The sequence below is a fragment of the Renibacterium salmoninarum ATCC 33209 genome, assembly GCF_000018885.1.
GTDB lineage: Bacteria > Actinomycetota > Actinomycetes > Actinomycetales > Micrococcaceae > Renibacterium > Renibacterium salmoninarum.
This window is the reverse complement of record NC_010168.1, coordinates 2296075-2321546: the sequence shown is the minus strand read 5'-3', so window position 1 is coordinate 2321546 and position 25472 is coordinate 2296075. Positions and strand designations below refer to the sequence as shown.

At 57.0% G+C, this 25472-nt stretch carries 32 protein-coding genes, 1 tRNA gene and 2 pseudogenes; 16 read left to right on the top strand and 19 right to left on the bottom strand.

Annotation, left to right across the window (positions count from 1 at the left end; all coding sequences use genetic code 11):
* The first annotated feature begins 102 nt into the window (after window positions 1-102).
* From RSAL33209_RS11455 to RSAL33209_RS17595, 4 genes are read left to right on the top strand one after another with little or no spacing between them, the layout of a single operon-like run.
* The gene (locus tag RSAL33209_RS11455; RefSeq protein ID WP_199533172.1) at window positions 103-828 is read left to right on the top strand and encodes an NAD-dependent epimerase/dehydratase family protein; all 726 of its coding nucleotides are present in this window, start codon (window positions 103-105) and stop codon (window positions 826-828) included.
* Window positions 803-1105: a hypothetical protein gene (locus RSAL33209_RS18195; protein ID WP_199533171.1), complete on the top strand. Its 303-nt coding sequence runs from the start codon at window positions 803-805 to the stop codon at window positions 1103-1105. The genes RSAL33209_RS11455 and RSAL33209_RS18195 overlap by 26 nt, the downstream gene beginning before the upstream one ends.
* Window positions 1106-1116: 11 nt before the next feature.
* On the top strand, window positions 1117-1767 hold the full coding sequence (locus RSAL33209_RS11450) for a TetR/AcrR family transcriptional regulator (RefSeq protein WP_041684736.1): 651 nt from the start codon (window positions 1117-1119) through the stop codon (window positions 1765-1767).
* A 56-nt stretch (window positions 1768-1823) separates the two neighbouring features.
* A complete protein-coding gene (locus RSAL33209_RS17595) occupies window positions 1824-1991 on the top strand; it encodes a hypothetical protein (RefSeq protein ID WP_012245968.1) in 168 nt (55 codons plus the stop codon).
* 22 nt (window positions 1992-2013) lie between these two features.
* Here RSAL33209_RS17595 and RSAL33209_RS16400 read toward each other — a convergent pair whose 3' ends face one another.
* Together RSAL33209_RS16400 and RSAL33209_RS11440 are read right to left on the bottom strand one after the other, a co-directional pair.
* Window positions 2014-2790 carry a G1 family glutamic endopeptidase gene (locus RSAL33209_RS16400; RefSeq protein WP_049758973.1) on the bottom strand — a complete coding sequence of 259 codons (777 nt, stop codon included), beginning with the start codon at window positions 2788-2790 and terminating at the stop codon, window positions 2014-2016.
* Window positions 2791-2928: 138 nt separating this feature from the next.
* Entirely contained in the window at window positions 2929-3759 is an 831-nt protein-coding gene (locus tag RSAL33209_RS11440) for a helix-turn-helix transcriptional regulator (RefSeq protein WP_012245966.1), read from the bottom strand.
* A 66-nt stretch (window positions 3760-3825) separates the two neighbouring features.
* On the opposite strand from RSAL33209_RS11440, the gene RSAL33209_RS11435 reads away from it, so the two are divergent.
* The 3 genes from RSAL33209_RS11435 to mptB all read left to right on the top strand — a co-directional run bounded on the left by RSAL33209_RS11435 (window position 3826) and on the right by mptB (window position 6248).
* Window positions 3826-4419, top strand: coding sequence for an SDR family NAD(P)-dependent oxidoreductase (locus RSAL33209_RS11435; protein WP_012245965.1), 594 nt, complete (start codon window positions 3826-3828; stop codon window positions 4417-4419).
* Entirely contained in the window at window positions 4374-4568 is a 195-nt protein-coding gene (locus RSAL33209_RS18825) for a Rossmann-fold NAD(P)-binding domain-containing protein (RefSeq protein WP_233494192.1), read from the top strand. Before RSAL33209_RS11435 ends, RSAL33209_RS18825 begins: the two co-directional genes overlap by 46 nt.
* A 150-nt stretch (window positions 4569-4718) precedes the next feature.
* A complete protein-coding gene (mptB, locus tag RSAL33209_RS11430) occupies window positions 4719-6248 on the top strand; it encodes a polyprenol phosphomannose-dependent alpha 1,6 mannosyltransferase MptB (protein WP_080503817.1) in 1530 nt (509 codons plus the stop codon).
* On the opposite strand, the gene RSAL33209_RS11425 is transcribed toward mptB, so the two are convergent.
* Window positions 6245-6817, bottom strand: a complete 573-nt coding sequence (locus tag RSAL33209_RS11425) for a helix-turn-helix domain-containing protein (protein ID WP_041685674.1) — start codon at window positions 6815-6817, stop codon at window positions 6245-6247. The two genes, mptB and RSAL33209_RS11425, sit on opposite strands and share 4 nt — an antisense overlap.
* Before the next feature lie 178 nt (window positions 6818-6995).
* Between RSAL33209_RS11425 and RSAL33209_RS11420 the strand changes: the two genes are divergently transcribed.
* Window positions 6996-7700 carry a class I SAM-dependent methyltransferase gene (locus RSAL33209_RS11420; protein WP_158539314.1) on the top strand — a complete coding sequence of 235 codons (705 nt, stop codon included), beginning with the start codon at window positions 6996-6998 and terminating at the stop codon, window positions 7698-7700.
* Window positions 7701-7766: 66 nt separating this feature from the next.
* On the opposite strand, the pseudogene RSAL33209_RS11415 reads toward RSAL33209_RS11420, so the two are convergent.
* From RSAL33209_RS11415 to RSAL33209_RS11395, 5 genes and pseudogenes are all read right to left on the bottom strand, one after another.
* Window positions 7767-8704, bottom strand: a pseudogene (locus tag RSAL33209_RS11415) (TauD/TfdA dioxygenase family protein).
* 24 nt (window positions 8705-8728) lie between these two features.
* Complete coding sequence (locus tag RSAL33209_RS11410; protein WP_080503816.1) at window positions 8729-9613, bottom strand: ABC transporter permease; 885 nt, start codon at window positions 9611-9613, stop codon at window positions 8729-8731.
* Window positions 9613-10419 carry an ABC transporter ATP-binding protein gene (locus RSAL33209_RS11405; RefSeq protein WP_041684734.1) on the bottom strand — a complete coding sequence of 269 codons (807 nt, stop codon included), beginning with the start codon at window positions 10417-10419 and terminating at the stop codon, window positions 9613-9615. The genes RSAL33209_RS11410 and RSAL33209_RS11405 overlap by 1 nt, the downstream gene beginning before the upstream one ends.
* 248 nt (window positions 10420-10667) lie before the next feature.
* Window positions 10668-11438: an ABC transporter substrate-binding protein gene (locus RSAL33209_RS11400; RefSeq protein WP_233494190.1), complete on the bottom strand. Its 771-nt coding sequence runs from the start codon at window positions 11436-11438 to the stop codon at window positions 10668-10670.
* A 120-nt stretch (window positions 11439-11558) separates the two neighbouring features.
* Window positions 11559-12068, bottom strand: coding sequence for a hypothetical protein (locus RSAL33209_RS11395; RefSeq protein ID WP_012245956.1), 510 nt, complete (start codon window positions 12066-12068; stop codon window positions 11559-11561).
* Between the two features lie 74 nt (window positions 12069-12142).
* Here RSAL33209_RS11395 and RSAL33209_RS16395 point away from each other — a divergent pair, with 74 nt between their 5' ends.
* A complete protein-coding gene (locus RSAL33209_RS16395) occupies window positions 12143-12757 on the top strand; it encodes a PadR family transcriptional regulator (protein WP_012245955.1) in 615 nt (204 codons plus the stop codon).
* Window positions 12754-14172, top strand: coding sequence for an alpha/beta hydrolase (locus tag RSAL33209_RS16390; protein ID WP_012245954.1), 1419 nt, complete (start codon window positions 12754-12756; stop codon window positions 14170-14172). The genes RSAL33209_RS16395 and RSAL33209_RS16390 overlap by 4 nt, the downstream gene beginning before the upstream one ends.
* 40 nt (window positions 14173-14212) lie before the next feature.
* Here the strand turns inward: RSAL33209_RS16390 and RSAL33209_RS11380 are convergent, their stop codons facing one another.
* Window positions 14213-14992: an SDR family NAD(P)-dependent oxidoreductase gene (locus RSAL33209_RS11380; protein ID WP_041685669.1), complete on the bottom strand. Its 780-nt coding sequence runs from the start codon at window positions 14990-14992 to the stop codon at window positions 14213-14215.
* Between the two features lie 62 nt (window positions 14993-15054).
* On the opposite strand from RSAL33209_RS11380, the gene RSAL33209_RS11375 reads away from it, so the two are divergent.
* The 5 genes from RSAL33209_RS11375 (at window position 15055) to RSAL33209_RS11355 (ending at window position 17396) form a co-directional block, all read left to right on the top strand.
* A complete protein-coding gene (locus RSAL33209_RS11375; protein ID WP_012245952.1) occupies window positions 15055-15714 on the top strand; it encodes a TetR/AcrR family transcriptional regulator in 660 nt (219 codons plus the stop codon).
* Between the two features lie 47 nt (window positions 15715-15761).
* Window positions 15762-15838: transfer RNA gene (locus tag RSAL33209_RS11370), tRNA-Pro, on the top strand.
* 490 nt (window positions 15839-16328) lie between these two features.
* Window positions 16329-16538, top strand: coding sequence for a hypothetical protein (locus RSAL33209_RS11365; protein WP_041684730.1), 210 nt, complete (start codon window positions 16329-16331; stop codon window positions 16536-16538).
* Between the two features lie 72 nt (window positions 16539-16610).
* Complete coding sequence (locus tag RSAL33209_RS11360) at window positions 16611-17090, top strand: hypothetical protein (protein ID WP_012245950.1); 480 nt, start codon at window positions 16611-16613, stop codon at window positions 17088-17090.
* Between the two features lie 18 nt (window positions 17091-17108).
* A complete protein-coding gene (locus tag RSAL33209_RS11355; RefSeq protein ID WP_041684728.1) occupies window positions 17109-17396 on the top strand; it encodes a hypothetical protein in 288 nt (95 codons plus the stop codon).
* 58 nt (window positions 17397-17454) lie between these two features.
* Here RSAL33209_RS11355 and RSAL33209_RS11350 read toward each other — a convergent pair whose 3' ends face one another.
* The 10 genes and pseudogenes from RSAL33209_RS11350 to RSAL33209_RS11310 form a co-directional block, all read right to left on the bottom strand.
* On the bottom strand, window positions 17455-17778 hold the full coding sequence (locus RSAL33209_RS11350; protein WP_041684726.1) for a hypothetical protein: 324 nt from the start codon (window positions 17776-17778) through the stop codon (window positions 17455-17457).
* A 13-nt stretch (window positions 17779-17791) separates the two neighbouring features.
* A complete protein-coding gene (locus RSAL33209_RS17590; protein WP_155116082.1) occupies window positions 17792-17941 on the bottom strand; it encodes a hypothetical protein in 150 nt (49 codons plus the stop codon).
* Window positions 17938-18774, bottom strand: coding sequence for a LysM peptidoglycan-binding domain-containing protein (locus RSAL33209_RS16385; RefSeq protein ID WP_012245948.1), 837 nt, complete (start codon window positions 18772-18774; stop codon window positions 17938-17940). Before RSAL33209_RS16385 ends, RSAL33209_RS17590 begins: the two co-directional genes overlap by 4 nt.
* 22 nt (window positions 18775-18796) lie before the next feature.
* Complete coding sequence (locus tag RSAL33209_RS11340; protein WP_041684724.1) at window positions 18797-19081, bottom strand: hypothetical protein; 285 nt, start codon at window positions 19079-19081, stop codon at window positions 18797-18799.
* Window positions 19082-19847: 766 nt separating this feature from the next.
* Window positions 19848-21113: pseudogene (locus RSAL33209_RS11330) on the bottom strand (IS3 family transposase).
* A 47-nt stretch (window positions 21114-21160) separates the two neighbouring features.
* Complete coding sequence (locus tag RSAL33209_RS11320) at window positions 21161-21694, bottom strand: flavin reductase family protein (protein ID WP_012245946.1); 534 nt, start codon at window positions 21692-21694, stop codon at window positions 21161-21163.
* Between the two features lie 64 nt (window positions 21695-21758).
* The gene (locus RSAL33209_RS19720; RefSeq protein WP_325051557.1) at window positions 21759-22439 is read right to left on the bottom strand and encodes an FAD/NAD(P)-binding oxidoreductase; all 681 of its coding nucleotides are present in this window, start codon (window positions 22437-22439) and stop codon (window positions 21759-21761) included.
* Between the two features lie 66 nt (window positions 22440-22505).
* Window positions 22506-23495, bottom strand: a complete 990-nt coding sequence (locus RSAL33209_RS19715; protein WP_012245944.1) for a 2,4-dienoyl-CoA reductase FMN-binding domain-containing protein — start codon at window positions 23493-23495, stop codon at window positions 22506-22508.
* Window positions 23474-23764 carry an oxidoreductase gene (locus RSAL33209_RS19710; RefSeq protein ID WP_012245943.1) on the bottom strand — a complete coding sequence of 97 codons (291 nt, stop codon included), beginning with the start codon at window positions 23762-23764 and terminating at the stop codon, window positions 23474-23476. Before RSAL33209_RS19710 ends, RSAL33209_RS19715 begins: the two co-directional genes overlap by 22 nt.
* On the bottom strand, window positions 23761-24324 hold the full coding sequence (locus RSAL33209_RS11310; RefSeq protein WP_012245942.1) for a PadR family transcriptional regulator: 564 nt from the start codon (window positions 24322-24324) through the stop codon (window positions 23761-23763). Before RSAL33209_RS11310 ends, RSAL33209_RS19710 begins: the two co-directional genes overlap by 4 nt.
* Before the next feature lie 212 nt (window positions 24325-24536).
* Here RSAL33209_RS11310 and RSAL33209_RS11305 point away from each other — a divergent pair, with 212 nt between their 5' ends.
* Window positions 24537-25454: an NADP-dependent oxidoreductase gene (locus RSAL33209_RS11305; protein ID WP_041684722.1), complete on the top strand. Its 918-nt coding sequence runs from the start codon at window positions 24537-24539 to the stop codon at window positions 25452-25454.
* Window positions 25455-25472 lie beyond the last annotated feature (18 nt).

Below are 25472 nucleotides of genomic sequence, written 5' to 3'. Positions count from 1 at the left end.
CCCACCGGGATGCCTTTAGCCGTGGGATATTCTTGCCGATCTAGCATTAAACTAAGCGGAGATCAAATCTCCACTTAACACTTGGAGTTCTGGAGGCGCATCATGGCAGAAAAAGTTGTCGTCACCGGTGGTACTGGTTATGTGGCGAGCTGGTGCATCGTGGAACTCCTCAACCGCGGTTATGAGGTGCGCACCACAGTACGGAGCGCAGTGAAGAGCGCTGCGGTGGTACAGCGGGTCAGCAGCGCAGCGGATCCGGCGAAATTGAGTTTTGCCGAGGCGGATTTGACCGTCGACGCCGGCTGGGATGGGGCAATGGCCGGCATTGACTACGTGCTACACGTAGTTTCGCCGCTAGGGGATCAGCGTTCCCAGGATGCTGAAGCGCTGATCGTCTCTGCGCGCGACGGTGCCTTACGGGTTATCGGGGCGGCGCTACGTCATAACGTAAAGCGTGTGGTGATGACCTCGGCGGCCAATGCCGCCAGCCCATCGTCATATGCCGAAGAAGGCGTGACCGATGAGACATTATGGACCAACACTGAGGACCCGAAGCTGATCCCGTACCGTAAATCCAAAACGGTGGCCGAGCTCGCTGCTTGGGAGTATGCGCGCGCAGGGTCGAGGGGACAAGCTAGTAACCATCCTGCCCGGTGCGGTCTTTGGCCCAATCCTGGCCGCAGACCGCGTGGGTACGGTGGAAATCATCGCTCGAATGATTCAAGGAAAGCTTCGTGGTGCGCCGCGCATAGGCCTGGAAGTCGTCGATGTGCGAGATCTGGCGAATATCCATATTCGGGCCATGAACGCCCCCGAAGCTGCTGGTGAGCGTTTCTTGGCCACCGGGGACTTTATCTGGATGCGCCAGATGGCACAGATTCTTCGGGACGATTTAGGTGCGGTCGGGGCAAAGGTTTCGACCCGGCAGTTGCCAGATATTTTAGTGCGAACGGTGGCGCTGTTCGATTCCGGCATGCGGGCCGTTACGCCGTCGTTAGGCCGGAAAAATCAGCACACAACCGCAAAGGCGCAGTGGCTGCTGAGCTGGCACGCCCGGCCTGCCCAGGAGACGGTGTTGGCTGCTGCGCGTGGCCTGCAGCATTGAGGGATCGTCTAATGCCTGGCGCCAATCGCGCACCGCGCAAAGATTCAGCGGCAAATCGGCTGAAACTCGTCGCCGCGGCACAGAAGCTCTTTGCGGAGCGCGGGCTCAACGTTACGTTGGATGAGGTGGCCCGAAAGGCTGGGGTGGGTACTGGCACTGCTTATCGGCATTTTGCCAATAAATCAGAGCTGGCAGCCGTGGTTCTTGCAGGAGCTACCCAGGCTATTGCCGATGACGCCCAGGCCGCTTTAGCCGCAGCAGACCCCTGGCAAGGATTAGTGCAGTTTTTCAGCGCGACGGCCGCCCGGCAGGCGGCAGATCGCGGACTGTACGAGTCATTGTCGCGGCAAGGCGATGACAAATTGCAGTCTGAAATTTGGCCTGGCGTATTCCGGGCAGTAGCCGAGCTTTTTGAGGTTGTTCAAGCGAGCGAGCAGATTCGTGCCGATGCCGTGCCGGAAGATGTTGCGGCGATTTTGGTGATGTTGGGACCAGCAGTCGACATGAGTCGAGAAGCTGGCACGGAGCTTTGGCGGCGATATTTGAGTCTATTGCTCGCGGGTCTGCGGAATCCTGATTCGCCAGTGCAGATGTTGAGCGGGCCGATTCCGCTGCCGGAACAGCGAATGGCATTGATCCAAGCCGGCATGATTCGGCGCTAGCTTAGTCTCAGGGCAAACATAGCGATTTCTAGGCCAGTCGGCCGTAATCTGAGTCCATGGAGCAAAATCCAGTAACGCCAGAAGAGTCCGCCCCGGCAGTGAGCAAATTTGCTGCACTACCGGAACGGACTCTGCCCGCGGACTACATCAAAGTGGTTGACGTTGATCAGGTCAATTTCCAAGAAGTTGGTATGGACGATTGGCTGAAAAACTCCGCGGGCTAATTTTGGCTAGGAGTGCAGCCAATTAGGAATGCAGCCAGTTAACCTGAAGGCCGTCTGAGCCGTCGTAGCTTGTGGAGTCTTTTTTCACGCCGTTGTACTTAATGTCATACAGGGCAGCGTTGGCATTTTGATCGGCGTTGTAGCTGATATTGCTAAATCCGCTGTTACCAAAGTTAGCTAACGGTGTTCCTGCATCTCCAGGAGCTTCAGCAATAACTTCGGCCGTCAGGTTACCCGGGTCGGTTCCCGGCGCATTGCCGTCCTTGCTGTAGGTCCAGCCCTGGCTTGACGTCTCGTAAATTCGGTATTTTCCGTTACTTAGCTTTGTGACCGTCGCAGTCACCGTATCGCCCGCAGCAACTGGATATCCAGGGTATTCGCCGCCGTCACCAGCGATAGGCGGGCTTGACCAGAATTCAGCAAACAGACCGTAATGTGGATCTCCGTTATCGCACCATTGCGCGGTTCCTAGCTGTTCCAAGCTGCGGTTGCCGTTCCAGCCGCCCAAGCCGACCCAAAAATAGGATGACTGGAAGCCGGAACTTGGGCAGTTGAGCGTGGGGACCGTCCAGCTAGAGGTGACGCTGCTGAAATTGGCGTTCGTGAAAACTTCGCCGGACCAGTTGGTGCTGGTGCCATTGCCGGCATGACTTTCGTGACTTGGCTGGCTAGCGGTGCTGACTCCGCCGTCGTTGTTGGTATGTTGCGGTGCTGCTACGGCAGCACCAGAGCCGACCAGTGCGATTCCCAAGGCGAACGCGACGCTGAGTCCGGCCTTAGCAATTCGGGATGATGACATCTTAATCCTCTCAAAAATGTGAGATGACACACACGCGTGCCGAGGATCAAATTAGGATTGATGTCTACGAAAGAGCAGAAAGTTGCCTGAGGAATCTACTTTTTCTTGCCATGTGACTTTCGATGACGGGCAGGCGTCTTAGCCAACCAGGCTCTGGGTGCCAAATACGGCAAGTAACGCAAGATTTTGCGCATCTGGCGTTCCTGGTTCTGCGGTGTAAATCATGATGGGTAGATCGCTACCGATGACGGCGAGCATGTCGCAGTCCAGCGTCAAAGTGCCAATTTGTGGATGGTCAATGGCTTTGCGTGCCGATTGGTGTGAACTTACCTCATTGGCCTCCCACATTTGCGCAAAGAGGCTACTTTTTGTCTGCAGCTCGGCAATTAGACTCCGCAATTGCGCGTCGGCGGGATACCGGCTGGAGCTGGCGCGAAGGTCGCCAACTTGAGCTGCTCGCAGTTCAAGTTGGGATTCTGGCGTATGCCGGACGCGGGTGCCCGAGCCGAGAAAATTTCGCCAGACCGCATTGCGTTCTTTGCCGAGCTGTTCGCCCATGAGCGCGACGTACATCGGATTCGCTAGCAGCATGTTGCCAGCGGCATCGAATACCGCAACCGGGGTGCCAATCAATCGATCCAGCATCCGCTGGACGCTCGCGGTGATAAATGCTGGCACGGCGCCCTGCCCTGGTGGCATGAGCCCGGAGGTGTGAAATAGCCGTTCACGCTCGGTGCCGGACAAGCGCAGCGCGCGGGCCAAAGCCTCGACGACTTGACCGGAAGGGTTGGTCGCTCGGCCCTGCTCCAGTCGGGTGATGTAGTCCACTGCAATCCCCGCCAGGAAGGCTAGCTCTTCGCGTCGCGAGCCGGCGGCTCGTCGGTGTCCGGTGCTGGGTAGACCGGCAGCCCCTGGCGCCACACGATCGCGCCATTGCCTTACTGCATTGCCGAATTCCGGCGTCGTCATGCTTGCCAGCGTACTCCGCAGCCAGTTTGCCGTCCTGGCCCTGCCAGCCCCAGGAAGATTGAGGGGGTGGCTGTGCCGACTGATTGGCAGCAAGCTGAAGGCATGAAAAAGATTCTGGTAACTGGAGCAAATAAAGGCATCGGATTTGAGACTGTGCGGCAGTTGATTGCCGCCGGACACACGGTCTACCTGGGCAGCCGTGACGTGGCGCGCGGAACCGCGGCCGCTGCGGAGCTAGGTGCACAATTAGTCCAGCTTGATATCACCGACGACGCATCGGTGGCCGCCGCAGTGCGGAGCATCGAAGCCGACGGCGGACTGGACGTGTTGATCAATAACGCTGGCATCGAAGCACGAGCCGAAGGCAACGCGGTAATCGATGCCGCGAGTGTTACCGCGGAGATCATGCGCGAAACCTTTGAGACAAATGTCTTTGGCACGGTGCGGGTACTGCACGCCTTCTTGCCGCTACTGCAGCAATCAACCGCGCCCGTGGTGGTCAATGTGAGCCGCGGCTTGGGTTCACTCACGGTCTTGAGCACGCCAGGGACCCCTGGCTATAGCTACCCTGGGGTGGCGACCCGGCGTCGAAAACCGTGGTCAACGTGCTCACCGTGCAGTTCGCAAAAGCCTTTCCCACGAGGCGGATCAATTCGGTAGAACCAGGTTTTACCAAAACCGATCTCAACGGTAACACTGGGCACCAGAGCGTTGCGCAAGGCGCGGCAATCATCGTGAAAATGGCGCAGATTGATGCGGATGGACCCACTGGCGGCTATTTCTACGCTGAAGGTGAGCTGCCTTGGTAAAAAGAAGGGCCGGTGGAAATTATCTGGGCTGCGGGTCAAGGCCTGGCAGCAGGTCAGGGTCAGTAGGGTAGCTCGCCGGTAGAGTAAGGGGAGCTAAACTAGTGGTCCCGTTCGGCCGCTGCCCGGAAAAGCAGGATCGGATTCTCCTTGATGACAACTCAGAGGAACGCCGTTGCGCGCGGAGACGACGCTGATCAGCAACTTGTTGCTACTTGGAAACCGCTGACTGCCGGTTTCGTCGGCGCAATTCTGTTGATGATCGGTTCGCTGGGTATCGGCTGGTTGGGTAGCTCATCGGTATTGTGGCAGAGCCCGATTCTGATTTGGTTTCGCACGGAACAATCCGGTGTGCTGCTAGCGATTTGTTGCCTGGCCGTTGGTGGTTTGCTGCTGTTCCGGTCCTGGCTCAGGTTGGGTCAATATGCCAAAACTTGGCCGCCAGCCTCGGGGCGCCTTGTTCGGTGGGTAATCGTGCTTTGGGGCCTGCCGATGATGTTGGCGATTCCGCTGTCCAGCCGCGATGTCTATGCCTACATTGCGCGAGGCAGGCTTGTCCAAGCAGGTGTGGATCCCTATCTCAATGGCATTTCGTCCGTACCCAACTGGTTGGGCTTAGGTACGGATAGATTCTGGGCGGAGGCGCCTACGCCCTACGGCCCGGTGTTTTTATGGATTGAACAAGCTGTTGTTGCGGTCAGCGGGGGCAGTCCCGAGCTGGCAATTTTATTGTTTCGCGTCGTCTCCGCCCTGGGCATCTTGCTCTGCGCTTTCTACGTGGTTCGGCTAGCCGAGTTGCATGGCGTCAACCCCAACCGGGCGCTATGGCTCGCGGTAGCCAATCCACTGATGCTGATCAATTTCATTGCCGCTGGGCACAACGACGGCTTGATGATTGGCCTAGCGCTCGCTGGGTTGTACTACGCCGCAACAAAGCGCGGTGTGCTCGGTATTGTGCTGATCAGCCTGTCCATTGCGGTCAAGCCGATCACCGTGATTCTGCTGCCCTTTGCTGGCCTGTTATGGGCCGGTAAACAAACCAGCTGGCTAAGGAAATTAAGTTTCTGGTTTTTCACAGCGATGATTTCGCTGGCATTACTGACGCTGATGGGCTGGCTCAACGGCTTCGGTTTTGGCTGGATCAAGGGTCTTTCTGCGCCAGGAAGCGCCTCGATTTGGTACGCTCCGATGGGTGCCTTCTGCTATCTGGTGATGGCAGTGGTTTCAAGCCTGGGCGGCGATGGCTGGGCCGCAACGCATCTATTCTGGGACGCGGCGAAAGTCCTGGCCGTGCTGCTGGCAATCTGGCTGATGTTCCGCGGCAATTACCAGCACATCGTGCGCCGATTGGCTTTGGCGTTTGCCGGCATAGTCTTCCTGTTGCCCATGGTTCAGTCTTGGTACGTAGCTTGGCTCATCCCGCTCTTTGCTGTGACCGGCATCCGGGACGGTTGGCAGACGAAATTGCTGTACTTTGTGCTGGCCTTCTTCGCGGTGTATTTGGTTTCAGATCAGCTGAGTATCTACCCGTATCTTGGCCAGAATGGCGGTTGGCTGAGCATCGGCAACGCCTTGATACCCGCCGGGCTGATCGGTGCCGTAGCCGCGATTTACATCATGCTGATTGACCTTAAGGCTCGTGGGCTATTTTTGCCACGCTTTCGGAGCAAAGAGCTCAGCTAGCTCTGCTTGCCATGTAGGTGAGCGCGCTCGCCGTCGTGATCAAAGATCGTAATAATCTCCACCGGACCGCCATGCGCGCCGATCACATGTGGCTCCATGGTGGAAAATTCTGCGGCCTCGCCGGTGTGTACCAAAACGGTGCGCTCGGCCAATTGCAGCCGAACGGTGCCAGAAAGCACCGCAAACCATTCGCGGCCTGGGTGGACTTTTTGATGTTGCCGCTCGGCCGGGCGCTCAGCAGTAATTCGCATTTTCGCCACCGTGGCACCGTTGAGCATATTTTCGAGTGAAAGCAGCCAAGTAGTCAGACCTTGGGTGTGTTCTGGCTCTGGTCGAATCACCACGCTGTCTTCATCAGTGGATTCAACTAATTCATCAAGCGTCATGCCCAGCGCTTTTGCTAACGGGACCAGCTGGTCGAGCGCGATCCGACGATTTCCCGTTTCGATTCGACTCAAAGTAGAGGGGCTGAGCGCACATTTTGCGGCTAGCGAGTCCAGCGACCAGCCACGAGCCAGCCGCGCAGCGCGAATACGTTGTCGGATCACGGCGTCTAAATCTTGCGTCATACGCAAAATCATATGCTATTGGGGCAAGGCGCGATTACTCTCAAAGCATATGACTTCTTCAGCGCATTCCGGGCACCACGACCACAACGAAACCTGGCTTTTGGAGATCCTCGAGTTGGATGCCACGCTGCTCGGATCTTATCTAGCAGACGCGACGGCTTGGCTACGGTGGCAGGTAGTGAGTGAGCCCCAGCTGATTGTCGACGTCGGCACAGGACTTGGCGGCGGCAGCTTCGCCTTGGCGGAGCAGTTTCCTACCGCAAAGGTGACTGCGTTCGACCGCTCGGAGCTAATGCTGGACAGGGTGCGCGGCGCAGCAATTGAGCGCGGGCTCAGCGAACGAGTCACGCCGGTCTCGGTCGATTTGGACCTGGCCTGGCCCGGCTTGGCTAATCTCGACCTTGTCTGGGCCTCCTCCTCGCTACACGAAGTTGCCCGTCCGGCGCGGGTCTTTGCCGATATCCATGCGGCGCTAAAGCCTGGCGGCCTACTGGCGATTCTGGAGTTGGACAGCCTGCCCAGTTTCTTGCCGGCCGACGTCGGGCTGGGCAAGCCAGGTCTGGAAAGTCGAGTGCATGCGGTACTCACCAATTTGGGCTGGAACAAGCAGCTGGCATGGGAAGAGCTCATTGAGCAGAGCGGGTTCGAGCTGGTTGAACGGCGTGGCTTTGTTAGCGCCGGTCAACAGGACGCGGCGGTAGCCCGGCATTACGCGGAAACGTATTTGCAGCGGATTCGGCCCACGGTGCAGGAACATCTTGCCGCCGACGACTTAGTCACACTGGACGCGCTGCTGGCCGGTACTGACCCGAGCGCTTTGCTTCAGACCGCTGATCTTACTGCCAAGGTGAGTCGCACTGCCTGGCTTGCGCGGCGTCGTTAAGTTCAACCGCGTTAACGCAAGCGCTGGCCCGGAGCGAGCGGTCTCCGGACCAGCGCTTGCGGCAAGTTAGATCGGTGCCACCACTGAGTAGGTCGAGGAATCGCCTTCGATGGAGTAGCTTGATTCGCCGTTGACGTTGACCGGAATGTCGCCCGCGATCGTGACGCGAGTGAGTGCCCGGGTTTTTCCGTCGTAATTGTCTGGGCGTAGTGCTGAGTTGCCCGGTTGTCGAACAGCACTACTTGGTTGGGCTCACAATTGACCCGGACGATATTTTCCGGCCGAGTGACATACGCCTGCAGCAGGCGCAACAGGTCGCGGGACTCGGTATTGGATACGCCAAGGATGCGTAGCCGCTGCGCAAAGGCGCCGATGAAGAGGTTCCGCTTGCCAGTCAAGGGGTGTACCCGAGCCACCGGATGTGCTGTTTCAAACTTGATCCGGGTGAAGATTTTCCGTTGCTCTTCGGAGTTCTTGTGTTCCAGATTTTTAGGGTTCACGTAGTCGTAATCGTTGGAGTGAATTGCCCACAAACTCTCCGCGAAACTGCGCAGTTCCACCGGTAAATCGTCGTAGGCGCCAACCGTGCTGGCAATGAGCGTTTCGCCGCCATACTCCGGCAAGGTCACGCTGCGCAGTGTGGAAGCCTGTGGCGGATTGACCACAAACGTGACATCGGTGTGCCAGGTATTGGCCACGCTGATTTCACTATCAACTGGTAGCACCTCCGGTGCGCCGTCAACCGAATAGGTGGTCGGGTGCGCCTGCGTCAGGGGGCCAAAGTTGCTGGCGAAGGCGACTTGCTCTTCATTGCTGTGCACATTGGCTTCGCGGAAGACCAGCGCCTTGTGCTCATTGAGCGCGGCACGGATCTGCTTGATCTGTTCCTCGGTAACGGATGTGAGGTCTAAACCGCGAATCTCGGCGCCGATCCGGGCGGTGAGTTTGCGGAACACGAGCTGATTGCTGTTGGTATCAATCGGGGCATCTGCGGTGAGGTTCATAGCTACTCCTTAGTTTGGTATGGGTTAGACGAGTTTGTTGCCGACTGCGCTGCGCCATCGCGAGAATCGGCGTTCTAGCGCTATCAGCAAGGTGTTGGTGAGCAAACCCAGTAGTGCGACGACGAGGATGCCGGCGTACATGTCTGGGATGAGGAAGCTACTTTGTGCATTGATAATCAAGTACCCGAGCCCGGCTTTTGCGCCCACCATTTCGGCGGCAATCAACACCAGAATGGAACTGGTGCCGGCCATTCGAATTCCGGTGAAAATAGTTGGCACGGCTGAGGGCAGAATGACTTTACGGAACAGATCCACGCCGCGAATATTGAGCGATCGTGCCGCTGTGAGAAACAAAGGATCTACTGTGCGGACGCCCGCCACGGTGTTGAGTAGTACCGGGAAAAACGCGGCGTAAACCACGATGGTGATTTTTGATTCCTCACCAATGCCCAGCAGCAGGGTCAAGACCGGCAGTAGTGCTAAGGCTGCCGTGTTGCGGAACAGTTCTAAGAGCGGATTGAGCAGTTCGCGCAACGGCCGGTACCAGGAAATGAGTAACCCCGCCGAGACGCCTAGGGCGACGGCGATTACAAAGCCAATTGCCGCCCGGAACAAACTCGCGCCAATATGGGTGGTTAGCTGGCCATTTAATGTCAGTTTGATCCCGGCTTGGATTACTTCATGCAGCGGTGGCAGGAACACCCGGCTGGTGGGGTCCGCGAAAGTGGGACCAAATTCCCACAGCGCAAAGAAGCCGACGACGGCGATCGATCCCCAAGCGAGTCGGCGGACTCTTACGGGCCAGGCTCGGGTGCTGGTAGCGGCACCGGTTTGTGGCGGCGCTACCGGTCGGAGCAGTTGCGCGATGGGCTGCTGAACGGCGTCGCGCGTCTCAGAAACGAGAGTCATCAAGCGGCCTTTCGAGCGGGGGATTCGCTGTGTAGCGCTTGCCAGACTTGATGACGTAGCGCAGCGAATGCAGCGTCAGAGCGAATATCGCGGCTGGCATCGCCTCGAGCGGGCAGGTCAATGTCGATCACCGAATGCAGCTGGCCAGGGTATGCGCTGAGCACTGCGACGCGTTGGCCTAGGTAGACCGCTTCTTCGACGCCGTGCGTGATGAAGATGATGGTCTTAGCGGTAGCGCGCCAGATGCGCAGCAGCTCGTCTTGGAGCTGTTCGCGGGTTTGCGCATCGAGCGCGGCGAATGGCTCATCCATCAGCAAAATGTCCGGTTGATAGGCCAAGGCGCGGGCAATCGCAACGCGCTGCTTCATGCCACCGGAAAGCTCGTCCGGGTAACGGTCATGGCTACCGGCAAGTCCTACCAGTTCAAGGTATTTTTCGGCTTCAGCTCGGCGCTCGCGCCTGTTCAATCTGACACCGTTAAGCCCGCTGCCTTCCAAGCCGATGGAGACGTTTGCGCCCGCGGTGCGCCAAGGAAAGAGCGCGTACTGCTGAAAGACCACCGCGCGGTCTTTGCCCGGGCCGGTTATCGGGTTGCCATCAATCAGAATGTTGCCGGAGCTTGGCTGATTGAGCCCGGCGAGAAGGTCAAGCAGGGTGGTTTTACCGGAGCCGCTCGGGCCGACCAAGGTTAGGAATTTGCCGTCGTGAATGTCCAAACTGATCTGGTCGAGAGCTTGTGTAGCGGGCTTTCCTGCACGGCCACCAAATGATTTGCTGATGTTTTGTACGCTGATTTTTACGCTCATGAGGATGCACTCGCCAACTCGTTTAATTTGTTGGAGTAGTACTTTGTGGGGTCCAGAGGTCCGTTGACTGCGCCAACGAGTTTCAGCCAGTCTGCCCATCGGCTGAAATCTTGGTTATGTACGGCACCGTTATCTGGCACGGCAATGCTGCGCCAGTATTTCAGGGCTGCGGTGCTTTCGCTGCGTCCGCGTTTTTCAATGATCTCGGTGAATCTGGCAATGACTTCTGCTTTGGGCTGTTGGCCTAACTATTTGATTGCTTTGGCCACCCCGGTTGCGAAGGTTTTAACCGTGTCCGGTTTCTTCGCGAGGAAGTCGTTGCGGAAGACGATCTGGCCGCCGGCAAAGGTGCCAAAGAGTTCCACGTCGCTAAAGAGTGGGCGTAGGCCACCGGCGTCGATTGCTCGGTACTGCAGCGGACCACCCAGCGCGCCGACGTCGACCTGGCCGCGCCGGATAGCGCTTTCGGTATCGTTCGGAGCGAGTGGCACAAGCTGGACTTCTTTTGCTTCGGCCTCAGTTAGGCCGTTCTTGAGCAGAAAAGTGGTGAGCGCTGCTTCCAAGTGCGCGCCGAGCGCGTTGACCGCGACTTTCTTGCCGATCAGATCTCGGGCATTGCGGATCGGTGCATCGTCTTTGACGAAGTAGCCGTTGAACGTTTGTTGATCCTCGCCGTAGTAATTGACGACGCCGGTCACCGCAGCACCGGCTTCAACAAGTTTCACGATTGCACCGGCGAAGGCGCCGCCAAAGTCGGTCTGGTTGGTGGCGACTGATTGAATATCTTGCGGGCCGCTAATGGTGTTGCCAACCCATTTCAACTTCAGCGATCCAAGAAATCCTAGGTCAGCCGCGAGTTCAGGCAGCGTAATTTCGTTGGCTGCGCCTTGGTAGCGCAGCTCGGTGGGGGAGGCGGCCGAATTTGAGCCGCCACAGGCAGACAGGGCAAGGGCGAGGCCAGAGAGTGCCCCGAGGATTGCGGTGCGCCGGGTGAAAGAGAGCTCAAGTTGTTTCGACATGCATAGGAGCCAACGGAAAAAACGAATAATTAGAAAATTATGCGAAATATAAATTAACTCCAAAACGCTTTTTGTGAAATATTTCAAGATAAGACGAATTGAGAATTTTGGCTTAACAATTCATTTAATGGCATAAAGCCAATGCTTGCCGCGTGGGTCCACAACGGCGGCTAGCTGGTGACCAATCTGTAGCGAGTTATCGCGGTCCTTTTCCGCTTCGGCGTGGAATGGTTCAAATGCGCCGGGGTGTTGTGGGCTGATCAATATCGAGAGCTTCATGACGTTGTCCACGCCGTCGCCCCGGCTGACTAGTTGAATCTCTTGAATGATTCCAGTGCCAGGAACGTCGTGCGCCGCTAGCTGTTTATCCTGACTGCGGCCGGCAAACGCTGCGCCGATGATGCCTAGCGCTGCCAGGCCAGTAATTACCGAGATCACGACCGCTGTAATCGCAGGAGCGTCTGGGTTTTCCGGCTCTGGGTTAGGTATCAGTAGCGTGCCGGGGCCAAGAAGCAGCAAGAAAATCGCGGTGCCAATGCAGAACCAAAAGACGCCCTTGGACATTCTGCTGGCCTGGGCGGGTTTTATTGTCTGGGGCTGCCCGGTCTTTGCCGCGCTGCTTCTTCGCATGTGAGTATCCTAATCGTTGATTTCTATCTCTCCCAGAAGTACATTTATCTCTGGGAGAGATAGGAGTCGAGATTGTGAAGAAAATCATTCCAAAAAAGAAGGCCTTGAGCCCGACGGCGTACACCGTGTTGGGGTATCTTGCCTTGCAACCGCGTAGTGGATATGAGATCAGGGAAGCGGCAAAGCGTTCGGCCGCCTTCTTTTGGGGAGTCAGCGATGGGCAGCTTTATCCGATGTTGCGGGTGCTTGATGAGCAGGGTTTGATTGCCTCCTTGCCAGGGGAATCCGGGGCTGGCCCGAAAGCTCGAGTTGCCTGGGAACTGACTAGTGCTGGCCGAGACGTCTTGAACGAATGGTTGGCAGCTCCATCTCAGCATTTACGGATGCGTGATGAGAATCTGGTGAAATTGCTCTTCGCTTCGCCTTCCCAGCCCGAGATTGCCTGGCGATTGCTGGCCGAACGCAAGCAGAGCTACCAATGGTTCGCCGAAAATATCGTGATTCGGCGCGGAACTGATCAATCCGATAAACCAATGGACGAAGCCACGATTCCAGCGGCTATTCGTGAGTATGGTCGAAGCTTTGCGGACAATGCGATTAGTTGGTGCGAGGAACTGATTTCGGCCCTGAAGGATTCTGCGCCGACGGACCAGGCATTGGCTGAGTCCGCGCGGGAAGAGCAAAAATGAGACCTCGTACCGTGACCGCAGCCCGGCTATTGCTTTTGTTTTCCGGATTCATTGCGGTACTAACCGGTGTTTTAGCCCTTGGCCCGGAGGCTGCTTTCGCTGCTCGGGCGCTCGGGGCGTTGTTGCTGGTGACCGGCTTTTGCTGTTGGCTGCTGGTGTGGTTGATTCGTCGACCAATGCGACGGGCTTGGGTTGGAATCGGCGTCGCGACCTTGGCGCAGCTTGTTCTCCGGCTGCTACAACTACTCGATGCCGGTGGTGCCGCGCTGACGGTCGGGCTGCTCGGTACGGTTGCGCTTCCGGCGGTCGCTCTGTTGTTGCTGTTTTCGGGTTCAGCGCGCCGCTGGCTGAAGATGTCGCAGCGGGACTGGCAAAATCTGCGGGATGCTCGGCAATCCGCGGTACGTGGCCAGAGCTGGTTCCGTCGGCTGAGTGCAGCGATTGGTGCGGTGGGGCTGGCAGCCGGGTTGCTCGTCGTCGTCGGCGGTTCGGCAGTGGCGGCTGCCGCACTGCCTTGTAGCTTTCCTGAGGTGACTAGCGCCGGGCTGAATTCACAATCGACCACGCAAACTGAACACATGCCGCCAACGGGTACGACCACAGCGAGTGATGGAACCGCATTGGCCTATTACGCTTTTGTGCCGCAAAAGCCAGTGGCGAGCTTGGTTTTCTACCATGGCTCCGGGGCGAACAGCAATGCCGGGTACCTGGATTTTGCCAGGTCTTTGGCGGCTGACTATGGCGTGGCAGTGTATTTGTTTGATCTGCGCGGGCACGGCAATTCGGCTGGTCCGCGTGGGGATGCGCCGAGTACTGATCAGGTGTGGCGGGATACGCTCAGCGCTGTGGATGCCGTGCGGAGCTTGCAACCAGCGTTGCCGTTGTTTTTGGGCGGGCATTCGGCCGGGGACGGCACTGTGATCAACAGTGAACAGCTGGTCGCGGACAAGGTCGCTGGCTATGTGCTTGTTTCGCCGGATCTGGGCTTGAACTCGGCCACCACGCAGACTTCCGGGGCGGCCAATTTCGCCAGTATTTGCACTCGAGCGTTTGTCTCGGAGAAGCTTTCACACGGCCTAGTCGACGCGCATGTGCCGGCCTTGCAATTTGCCTATACCGCGGAGAGCGTTGCCTCGGCCGGGCGGGTCAATCGGTATACACCGACGATGGAAAATGCGCAGAATCCAACATCGGCTGCCGCCGTGCTGGGCGCAATGAACCGGCCCGTTGGGGTGTGGATCGGTGCGCAGGACGAGGTTTTCAATCCGGATAAGGTTGTTGACTTCATTCACGGGGCTAGCTCTGGACCGAATCGCGCCTCGGTGACGGTGCTTCCGGGCGTTGACCACTTGGGTGCGATCAACGCCTCGGTGCCGGGTATCGGGGAGTGGATTCGGGTCAAAGCTGTTGGTTAGTAAATCTTGGCCGATGACCCCCAGCCGGGAACTCTTGAGTTTATTTGTTGCCGGACATCATTCGACTAACGACCGGCATAATCATCTTGCGTGGTGTGACTCGGCCGAAGAATGCGAGCGTGCCGTTGACGGTGCCGTCTACTACGGTGTGTGAGTTTTTGGCGAGGCCTTTGAACGTGGTTTTCACGACGTCGTCGACTGTGCGCATGCTGCCTGCGGCGGCGTCAGCGCCGGCCACGTTGAAGAACTCAGTGGAGGTCGCCCCTGGGCAGACGGCAAGTGCATGTACGCCGGTGCCTTGCAGTTCGCTCCAGAGCGCTTGGGTGAAGGAGAGGACAAAGGCTTTGGTGGCGCCGTAGACCGCCATTTTGGGTATCGGCTGGAAGGCTGCCGTGGAGGCGATGTTGATGATGAAGCCGCGTTTATTGGTCAACATGCTGGGCAAGTAAGTCTGGGTGAGGTCAACCAGGGCGCCGCAGTTGAGCTGGATTTCTTGATTGACTCGTTCCGGGTCTTGATCCTGCAGGAAGCCGTGTGTGCCAAAGCCGGCGTTGTTGATCAGGCCATCGATTTTCGGGTGTTGGTCTTTGAGCTTTTGCGCAGCGCCGGGCACCGAGAGGTCTAGTTCGACCACGTCGGCCTGGATGTTGTGCTGCTGTTCCAGTTTGGTGGCGAGCTGGCGGAGCACCGCGCCACTGCGTGCGACCAGGATCAGATTGGCTTTCCTTTGCGCGAAGGCCTCAGCGTAAGCGGTGCCGATGCCGGAGGAAGCGCCAGTGATCAAGATGGTTTGGTTGCTGAAATCGAGTGCCTTAGCCATGACGGCTCCTTTAGGGTTGTTGTACGCTGCATAGGAGTCAATATACATGGTAAAGTTGTGTTGTGAACAAGACCGCTTTGAGTCGAGAAGCCATTCTGCTGCGAGCGTTAGCTATTGCCGACGAGGAGGGCCTGCCAGCGGTGACGATCCGCCGGATCGCGGGGGAGTTCGGCGTGACGCCGATGGCGATGTACTGGCACTTTGCAAATAAGGAAGAGCTGCTCGCGGCCTTGGGTCAAAGCTTGTTGGATTCGGTGCAGTTAGATCCGGACGCGTCATTGCGGGAGTTGTTGACCGTGCTGGTGGGGGCATTGCGGGCGCATCCATCGGTTGCGGCGTTGGCGGATACGCAGATGCTGTCCTCGGAATGCGGGCTTGCGGTGGCTGAGCGCGCTTTAGAGATACTGGCGTGGGCCGGATTTACCGTGCAAGAGGCGGCGGCGATTGCCCGGAATGGCATGCAGCTGGCCGCGACGATCGTCGCGGGGGAGCCGGGTGCTGAAGCGGGCGTTTCTGGTGCGGAGCGGGAGGCGTTATTAGCGATGAAGCTGCAGCGGATTGGTGAGCTCTCGCAGGAGCAGTACCCGCGGATTAGCGCGGCAGCTGGGCCGCTGACCGAGGTCGACGACGTGGAGGAGTACTATCGGGTGTCGATCGAATTGTATGTGGCTGGGGTAGAAGCGACGGCGCAGTTACGGACTGGAGCCGGGCGTACTGTATGATTTTCAAGTTGGCTTTCGCCGGGTTTTCCTGGGACGAGGCCGACGTTCGGGCTGTAGCGCAGCTTGGTAGCGCACCTGACTGGGGGTCAGGGGGTCGCAGGTTCAAATCCTGTCAGCCCGACCAGTAAGAATCCCCGCCAATTCAAGGAACTAAGGTTCCGAATGGCGGGGATTTTGTCGTTCTGTAGCGGTTTTGTGGCGGTCTGAACCGCCCTAGATTGCAACAAGTAGAAATGTTCAGACAGAAGTGAACCGCCACAAAACCGCTACAAAAATGAACCAATTTCTCTACACCCCATTAACTACGAAAATGGCCCCATACCCGGGGAAGGGTATGGGGCCGATGGGCGCATCGAGCGCTCTTTCGCCTGGGGCATTGTCAGTAGCCGAGATAGGAACGCTTGAAATCATTTTAACCTAAAGGGTGGATAAAATTCAGCACTTCTCGATTTTGGGGCCGTTTGTCCACCGTGGCCAATTCGCGTCGCTGGTATTGGGGCGCAGATACCCTTACCCCCGTTTTTGGAGGTATAACAAACCTGGGAGTTTCCTCCAAATCATGGACTTTCTTGTTGTCCGTTCCATAGGTTTGATTTTGTTGTTACGAAACAGACGTGAAAATTACCGAAAGGTTGACCCGAATGAAGAACGTCCTAACAAAAACGATCGTCGGTGGCGCGGTTCTAATCTCCTTATTGGGTATGACGGGCGTTGCGCACGCATCGCCAGCATCTGATACTGCATATGCCAATCAGCAGGTTTCTTGGCTGAGTGATGAGCAAATTCAAGGTATTAGAGACCGCTCGAATGCTCTCGGTGAGTAAATCCAGGTTCAGAATACGACTGTTGAAAACCTCAAAAAAGGTATTTGGCCGCAGTCCGCCATTGGAGGAGTAGTGGTTGATGAACAGCAGGTAAAGCAGGGTCGAGACGATGTATCGCTAAAGACCTATGCTGATGGTTCGAAGTCGAAGACAGTTTTCCAGACTCCTGTAGCTTCAACGCCTGGATCGGTTCAGCCCAGAAGCATTGGGGAATGCCGGGACCAGGATGGTGTAGGAGTGTTCCCGTTCACTGCCTGCAAAATAACCAGCCAGGTTTCCGCCTACATGATCGAATTTTACGCGGATGGGCGTAAGAGATCTAACGGCAGCAACCAAGCATTTGCAGCGAGCATTGATCGTGTTTACGGAGGATCGTATGTTGGGGCTGGTAACCCGGGTGAAGGCCGTGGAGAAATATTTGAACAGTACCAAGTGGGAGACAATCCAGCTCGGGCCCGGTGGTCTTTCACTGTTTCTGGTGGTGTCGCTGGTACAACGCTTTCAGTAACTTTCTACGTGCGTAACGGGGATCGCTGGGATACCAACCCGTAAGCCAGTAGGGTGACTTCTATGGTCGAAAAATTGTCGAAACAAAAGAAAAACGTGGGACTGCGCCTCATATTTATCGGCGTAGCAGGCTTCATAGTTTTCAATCTCATCGTGCTGTGCTTGCCGCTCATGATGAAATCTTCGATGAGAGAGCCAACATTTTTCTCAATTATTTACATACTCAGCATAGTTGCGTGGATTTGGCTCCTCGTAGTGATAGCTGGGATTGTGAAGTTCGTGGTCGACCTTCCTCGAAAAAATCGGGCAGCAGAGGCTGGAATCGATAACAAGGACGAAGCAACTAACTAACAAAAAAGAAATTCCCTCTTCTGCTACGTAGCAGAAGAGGGAATTTCTTTTTTGTTAGTTAGTTGACGTGGCGCCCGGTGCCGACGCGCTGCGCGGCATGAGCGGTTCCTGTTGGCTTCCAGATGCCGAAGTGGGTCCCGACGCTGATCGCAAAGCTCACTGCGGCAGTCACCAGCGCAATGCCGAGGTTGTACGGCTTGCCGTACTGCAGAGCGTCTGCAACTTGCGAAACTAGTGCGATCACCACTGCGAGTGCTGCGAGTAAGACCGCTTTGACTCCGGCATTCGTGGTTCGTGTGGTGACCAGACCCACGAGCAACGGTAAGAAGGTGGCGGCGAGCGCTTGGAGGATGATCCATAGTGGTAGGTCGAATGTGATCATGGGTCGATTGCTCCTAAAGGGTTGAGGAGATCTCGAGTGTGCGGACGATGGCCGCGCCAATGGTTTCGAGGATTGTGTAGATGATCCACGCGGACGCAGCGCCAAGTACAGCCAGGACGACTAGCAAGCCTGCGATTGCTGCTGGGCTCGGTGGGCGGTTCATTTGATGGTGAGGACTTGCCCGGCGGGGATGTAATTGAGGTTCTTGATGCCGTTGCGTTGTGCGATGTAGTCGGGACTTACGTGGTAGTAGGCGGCGATGCTGGAAAGAGTGTCGCCGGGGTCTACTACCCATTGCAGCGGGCCGGGGATGGTGAGCACTTGTCCGACTTGAATCGCGTTCGGGTCGGCGATCCCTTTCGCGACGGCAATCTCCTCGGCGCTGGGCCCGTTGTAGTATGCGGCCACCTGCGAAAGCGTCTCGCCGGACTCGACTAGCCATTGGATATCCTCGCTTGATGGCTGAGGTGTGACGACGTCGGGAGTGGGTGGCACGATAGCCGGTGGTTGCGTCACGGTTCCGCGCGCGAGTGCATCAAGCCGGGCTAGATCCCAATTTCCAGGGCAGGCCGTCGAGGTCCAGTACTTGTGCGGGTAGAGGGGCAGATCACCATACGCTGCCCGTAGCTCACGGATGAGTTCGGCCACTGTCTCGTAGTCGGCGTCGGTTGCTTCTGGTCGGCATTCGATACCAATCGTGGTCGCGTTTCCGCGAGGGTTTCCTGCGTGCCATGCTGCGTTTGCTGGATCAACGATGCACGCAACTAGCCCAGCTTGTGCGATGTAATGGGCGCTGGTTGGGGTGTTATTAGTGCACAGCCAGTTCCGCACGTTGTCGAAGTCTTGACCGTTCGATCCCCAATGATGAATCGTGATGCCACTAATAGTGCGGGGCATTCCGAACACAGCTGGGACCTGGGCTGCTGGGGTAAAGTTCCTAGAGGTGTATTGGGTTTGGGCGGTATATGCCATGTTCTTGCCTTTCAAATTGGGCATAAAAAATGCCCAGGTCTGGGGCTTAGGGGATATAACCAGCGGGCGGGTCTGGTGGTGGTGGCGGCTTCCGCTGCCAGATGTGATCGAGTAGCGAGGCTACGTAGATTCGGCTGGCGTGCTTGTCCGTGTAAAAAGCGTCGATGCGGGTCTGAAGAGCCGCAATCTGTGTTTCTCGTACTTCGCGTTCCTCTTGGAGCTGGTCGATAATGTCGTGCTTACGACGGCTCGATCCGGCAAGGTAGGCGATGATTGCGGTGATGGTGGCTGGTATGCAGGAGATGAGTAGGTCGATGATCACTTGAGGCATGGGACCGTCAGAGCCGCTGCTTGAGGGTTACTTTGATTCTTGGCACGCAAGTGGCAGCCACGTTTTGAGCGCCAGTAAATCTGATTTCCAAGTTTGCTTGCGGAACTACGAGATTATTCGCGTCTATCTGTGTTTCATAGAAGGAAGCGCCGTTCATGTGCATGTTATGGCCAGAGATTCCGTTTGGTGCGTCTGGAGGCCCAGGCCAGGTTCCTGAGATATTGATTCGATAGCCCCCATTTCCTACCTCTCGATCAGGGGCGTGATACCAGCGGATGTCGTAGATGCCGGGTATCAGAAATTTAAGCGTTCCGGATAATGAGCCGGGAGCTGAAAATGGTGTTACTGGTGGTAGCTGCTGAGATGACGCCCCAGCCGAGGAGTCAACTGACAACGTGCCAGCATCCCAAGAAGAGTTTGCACCCCAGCTGAATCCTCCATTGGAAAAGATCATCGTTTCTAGGCGTCCGCTAATCCAATTGGTCCCGTTCCAAGTTTCAATCGGTTGACCGTTGATGTCGAGCCGCTGCACTTGTAAGCCATTGAATGCTATGAGCTCTGATCGCTCGGAAACGGACCGGACGGGAATTGGTGTTCCACGGAGCGCCGTATAGCGCCAAACCTGTGTGCTTGTGTTTGGGTTGGCGTTAGTCGCGGTGGAGCCGGAGAAAATTTGGTGTTCGGACAGGGCATAGGCGCCGGCAGGGATGGTGGGGCGGGTTGAATCGCCCCGCTCTGAATCGCTCCGGTGTGTCCGGAGGGTTTCTCAGACGATGAGCCTGTCGGCGGCTGCCGTGCTCTGGTAGTGATTGTAGTAGTGGTTTTCTAGCTCTACTGGTGGGATGTCTCCGCAGTACTGGTAGAGCCTTCGGTGGTTGTACCAATCGGCCCATTCAGCGGTGCCGATTTCGACTTCTTCTAGAGTCCGCCAGGGCTTGCCGGGTTTGATCAGCTCGGTCTTATAAAGCCCGTTGATGGTTTCCGCCAAGGCGTTGTCGTAACTATCACCCACAGAACCGATCGAGGGGCGGATACCGGCCTGGGCCAGGCGTTCGGTGAAGGCCAAGGAGGCGTATTGAGCCCCGGCATCGTGATGATGAATCACCCCGGAAATCTCAGCCCCGGCCCGTTCACGACTCCAGATTGCCTGATTAACTGCGTTGAGCACTAGCACGGTGTTCATAGAAGCACTCGCTGACCAGCCCAGGATCCTCCGAGAGTAGGCATCGATCACGAAGGCAACATAGACCCACCCGGACCAGGTCGAAACATAGGTGAAATCATCTACCCATAGCCGATCCGGTGCCGTTGGTGTGAAATCACGGCGGACCAAGTCCTTCGCTCGGGCTGCCTTCGAGTCTTTGATCGTGGTGCGTTTGACCTTGCCACGGACCGCACCCTGTATGCCAAGTAACCCCATGAGCCGTTCTACCGTGCACCTGGCCACCGGCACACCTTCACGGTTCATCGCCAACCAGACTTTCCTGGTGCCGTAAACCCCGTAATTAGCGGCATACACCTTCTGGATCACGGGCTTGAGCACCTCATCACGTTGTTCTCGGTGAGATCGTGTTTTATCCACCCATTCGTAGTACGTGGACGGGGTGGTCTTCACCCCGTCCCAGTAAGCACCTGGCAGATCGACTCGACACCCCACCGCAATCCATTATTCTCGCGGTGACCGGCATGGTCCTTGATGTATTTCACGATCAGTGTTGTGGCGGTCGAGTTCGACCGCGAAAAAAGCTGAAGCACTCCGAAGGATCGCGTTCGCCCGTTTCAGCTCAGCGTTCTCACGCCGTAACCGTTTCAGCTCGGCCGATTCCGTGCTCGTTGTTCCAGTTCTAGTACCAACATCGATCTCGGCTTGCCGGACCCATTTACGCACCGTTTCCGGCACACCCACACCCAAAAGCTGGGCAACTTTTTGCATCGCCGCCCACTCCGAAGACGCACCCTCCATCTCCGCCACCATGCGCACCGTACGATCCTTCAACTCCTGCGGATACCGTGTCGTAGTTTTCCCTGCCATGTCCTGATCCTCTCAAACAAGAAAGTCTCCGGACACACCGGGGCGATTCACTGATTCGCGGCCATACGTAGCTCTGGCAGGATATGCACGGCCAAAATCTCAAGCTCCATGGTGAGAATTTTTCCAGCCTGCGCTGCGACGTCGGCCATCAAAGACTCGCTTCGGACCAGCTTTGCCTCCTGTTGCACCGGGCACTGCGCTACACGCGGCGTTTTGATCTCTTCGGAAGCTTGGAAACTTATCCCTGCGCGGGCTGCCTTATCCGAAACATAGCGATATCCGCGGCGCGTTTTGTTGATTGAGATTTCCGGGTTTCCTGTTGTCAGAGCCAAGGCATTGACTAGTTCGCTTTGCTCGGCAGCAGGCAAATTGAGCACGCATTCCTTTGATCCCAAGAGATTTTGCGCAGTCTGTGAACTAGCGCTGATGCCGATCACCGCTCGCTGGGCTAACCAAAATATCGAAGAGATCGGCGCCACGTTGACCGTGTTATCCGGGTTGAGTGTGCTGATCAGCACGACCGGCGTACCGAAATACAAGATGGCAGGCTGAATCCGGAGATGGTTTTGCGGAATACTCATTCGTTTATTCTGCTGGCATTGGCGCACATTTACTCGCGGAAATCGGACGTGGCATAGAGTCCGGCTATAGCCTCGCGGCCAACTCAGTTGCTTGTTTGATAGCCCGTTTGGCATCCAGCTCGGCGGCCACGTCAGCACCGCCGATGACGTGGACCTTATCTCCGGGTTCATTGGCCACCAGGTCACGAACCGAGTCCTGTCCAGCGCACAAAATGATCGAATCAACCTCGATGATCCGAGTGCTGCCGTCGGACAGCAGGATATGTAGTCCGGCGTCGTCGATCTTTTGGTACTCAACGCCGCCAATCATTTCAGTCTTAGCAGCTCGCAAGGCCGCCCGGTGTACCCAACCCGAAGTCTTACCGAGGCCAGCACCGAACGACGTGGTTTTTCGTTGCAACAAATACAACTCGCGTCGCGGCGGCGCAAGCACTGCGGTACCTAATCCGCCAGCGACGTCGGTATCCTTACTGATACCCCAGCGTTCTTGCCAAGCTGGAATCGACTCGTCTGGATCGTGTAGCAAGTACTCGCCAACGTCAAAACCGATGCCGCCAGCGCCGATAATCGCTACCCGGGGACCGGCGGCTTTTTCGCCACGCAGCAGCTCGTCGTATCGAATCACGGACGGGTGCTCGACGCCGAGAATCTTTGGCACTCGGGCACGCACGCCGGTGGCGAGTACGACGTCGTCGAACGGGGCAAGTGCGGTGAGATCAGCCTTGGTGGACAGTCTGAACGTCACGCCCAGGACTTCCAAGCGTCTGGTGTAAAACTTCAGCGTCTGCGCAAACTCTTCTTTGCCCGGAATCTACATTGCGAGCCGGAACTGGCCGCCAAGCTCTGCGCGAGCTTCGAAAAGCGTTACCGCGTGGCCGCGCTCGGCTAAGCCGGTTGCCGCGGCGAGGCCAGCCGGGCCAGCACCAACGACGGCGATTGATTTGCGTCGCTGTGGTGGTACAGGCAACAACCGGAGCGTCGTTTCTCGGCCCGCTCGAGGGTTGAGCATGCAGCTGGCCTTCTTGTTCGCGAACGTGTGGTCAAGGCAAGCTTGATTGCACGCAATACAAATGTTGATTTCGTCAGCCCGACCGGTTGCGGCTTTATTCACGAACTCGGCATCGGCCAGGAATGGTCGTGCCATGGAAATGAGGTCAGCATTGCCTTCGCTGAGGATCTGCTCAGCGGTTTCCGGTGTATTAATTCGGTTGGAAGCCATCACCGGGATGTGCACTTGGGATCGCAGTTTCCCGCTCCAGCTCGCGAATGCCACACGAGGAACTGAGGTGAAAATCGTGGGTACACGCGCCTCATGCCAGCCAATGCCGGTGTTGAAAAACGATGCACCCGCGGCTTCAATCTTGTGCGCGAGTTCTTCCGTTTCATCCCAGGTTTGCCCTTTGGGAATCAGGTCTAGCAATGAAATTCGGTAGCTGATCATGAACTCGGTGCCAACTGCTTCGCGCACCCGGCGTACGATTTCTACCGGGAAACGCATCCGGTTTTCGGCGCTGCCGCCCCAGGAGTCACTGCGATTATTGGTGTGTTCAGACAGGAATTGATTGATCAAGTAGCCTTCTGAACCCATAATCTCTACGCCGTCGTAACCACCGAGCTGAGCCAGTTTCGCCGCGCGTACATAGTTGGCAATGGTTCGTTCGACGCCTCGGCTAGAAAGCGCTCGTGGCTTGAAAGGCGTAATGGGTGACTTCAGGTTGGACGCGCCGCGGTTGAGCGGCGTGTAACCATAGCGGCCAGCGTGCAGGATCTGTAGCGCACTCAGACCGCCTTCGGCGTGCACCGCATCGGGTAATCACGCGGTGTTTGTCCGCGGCCCGGCCGGTGCGCAAGGTGGAGCCTCCCGGAGAGAGAGCCTTCAATATTGGGGGAGAAGCCGCCAGTAATGATCAGAGCTGCACCGCCAGCAGCCCGTTCAGCGAAATACGCGGCGAGCTCCGGGAAGTTCTTGGCGCGGTCTTCCATGCCGGTGTGCATTGAACCCATCACGACCCGATTGCGCAGCGTGTGCGATCCCAAGTCCAACGGTGAGAGCAGCTGGGGGGAGTTCATGGGTTCTCCAGTTCGTGGGGATTGCTAGCTTGGTCGAGCAGGTCGAGCATTTCTGCACACCAGTCCAGATAGCCTTGCTCGGTGCGGATTCCGCCCCGGAGCACTAGATAAAGCGGTAACTTCTCGGCACTGAGTTTGCGTGGTTCGGGGAAGTTTCGTTCGGCGTCGGCCAGATAGTAATTGAGTCGCTCTCGATACGCTTCACGTTGACGTCGAATGTCTTTGATGACGGCGGCTCGGTTACCATGCGCCATGCCGCGAACCTTGATCGCGAATTCACTGCGCTGCTGTTCAACCGGCGTCGGCTCTGCGGTCCATGCCGTGAGCGCTAACTTTCCGGACTCAGTCAGTTGATAAACTTTTCGATCGGGTTTGCCATCGCCGGGGTGTACTTCCGAGCTAATTTCGCCGGAAGCCTCTAATTTCGCAAGCACCTGATAGATCTGCTGATGGCTTGCTTTCCAGAAGAAGCCAAGGGACTTATCAAAGCGGTTGGCCAGCTCGTAGCCACTCGCGACCTTTTCTGCGAGTGAAACCAGAACTGCATGCTTTAATGCCATGCATCAAGTTTCATATGCAATTACTTGCATAGTCAAATCTGGCTTACCCCGTATCCAAACGCTGCACCACTTTGGGCCTTATTCCATGGGTTTAAGGCCCAAAAGTGGTGCAGCGTTTGCAGGGGACGGAATCGGAAATGAAATCTGGCTCATGACGGTTAGCCTCAGTGAGCGCAGGAGCTTGCGCGAGTCCTATTGCGAAGGAAGTTGTGATGTCTAGGTTCGTTCAGTACGAAGAGTTTGGTGGACCCGAGGTCCTGCAAGTCGTTAATGTCGAGGAGCCGCAGGCTGGGGAGGGACAAATTCGGATTAAGGTTTCTTATGCCGGGCTGAATCCAGCGGACTTCAAGCTTTTCCATGGCGGTCCTATTGCGGCGGCGTTCGGTGTCTCGCTGCCATCCGGCGTCGGCAATGATCTTGCTGGAGTTGTGGATCAGGTTGGCGAGGGTGTTTCAGAGTTCGCAGTAGGTTATGAGGTATTTGCGGCAGCTCGAAATGAGGCAATCGCGGACTTCGCGGTGGTGCCAGTGTCTTCGGTGCTCCCAGTGCCGGCGGGCCTCAGCTTGGAGATAGCAGGCAGCTTGTGGATTGCGGGCAGAACAGCCTGGGCGTTGGTGGAGTCCCTCGATTTGGGTGAGCAAGATACGGTCTTGGTCAGTGCAGCTTCCGGTGGCGTCGGCGTCATCGCAGCACAACTGGCAAAGCGTAAGGGTGCGACAGTAATTGGTACCGCTAGCGAAGCCAATCATGCGTACCTTCAAGGACTCGGCGTCGTGCCGGTCAGCTACGGCGACGGGCAGGCGGACCGGATCCGTGCCGCAGCGCCGCAGGGGATTACCGGCGTGATTGATGCTCAGGGGGCAGCGACGATTTCGGCAGCTTTGGAGCTGGGCATTCCGTTGAACCGAATCTCTTCGGCAGCAGCGCACGGTGATGAGTTGCAAGGCGCGAATTCTGTTGGCGGTGCTCAGTCAAGTAACGAAAATCTTGCCGAGCTTGCCGTTTTGGTGGCCGCTGGCGACGTCGAAGTTCCTATTGATTCGCGTTACCCCTTCGACCAGGTTCAGCAAGCTTATGTGCGTGCCGAAGGCGGGCATCTGCGCGGCAAAATCGTCATCACGCTGAACTAATCGAAAACGCTGCACCAC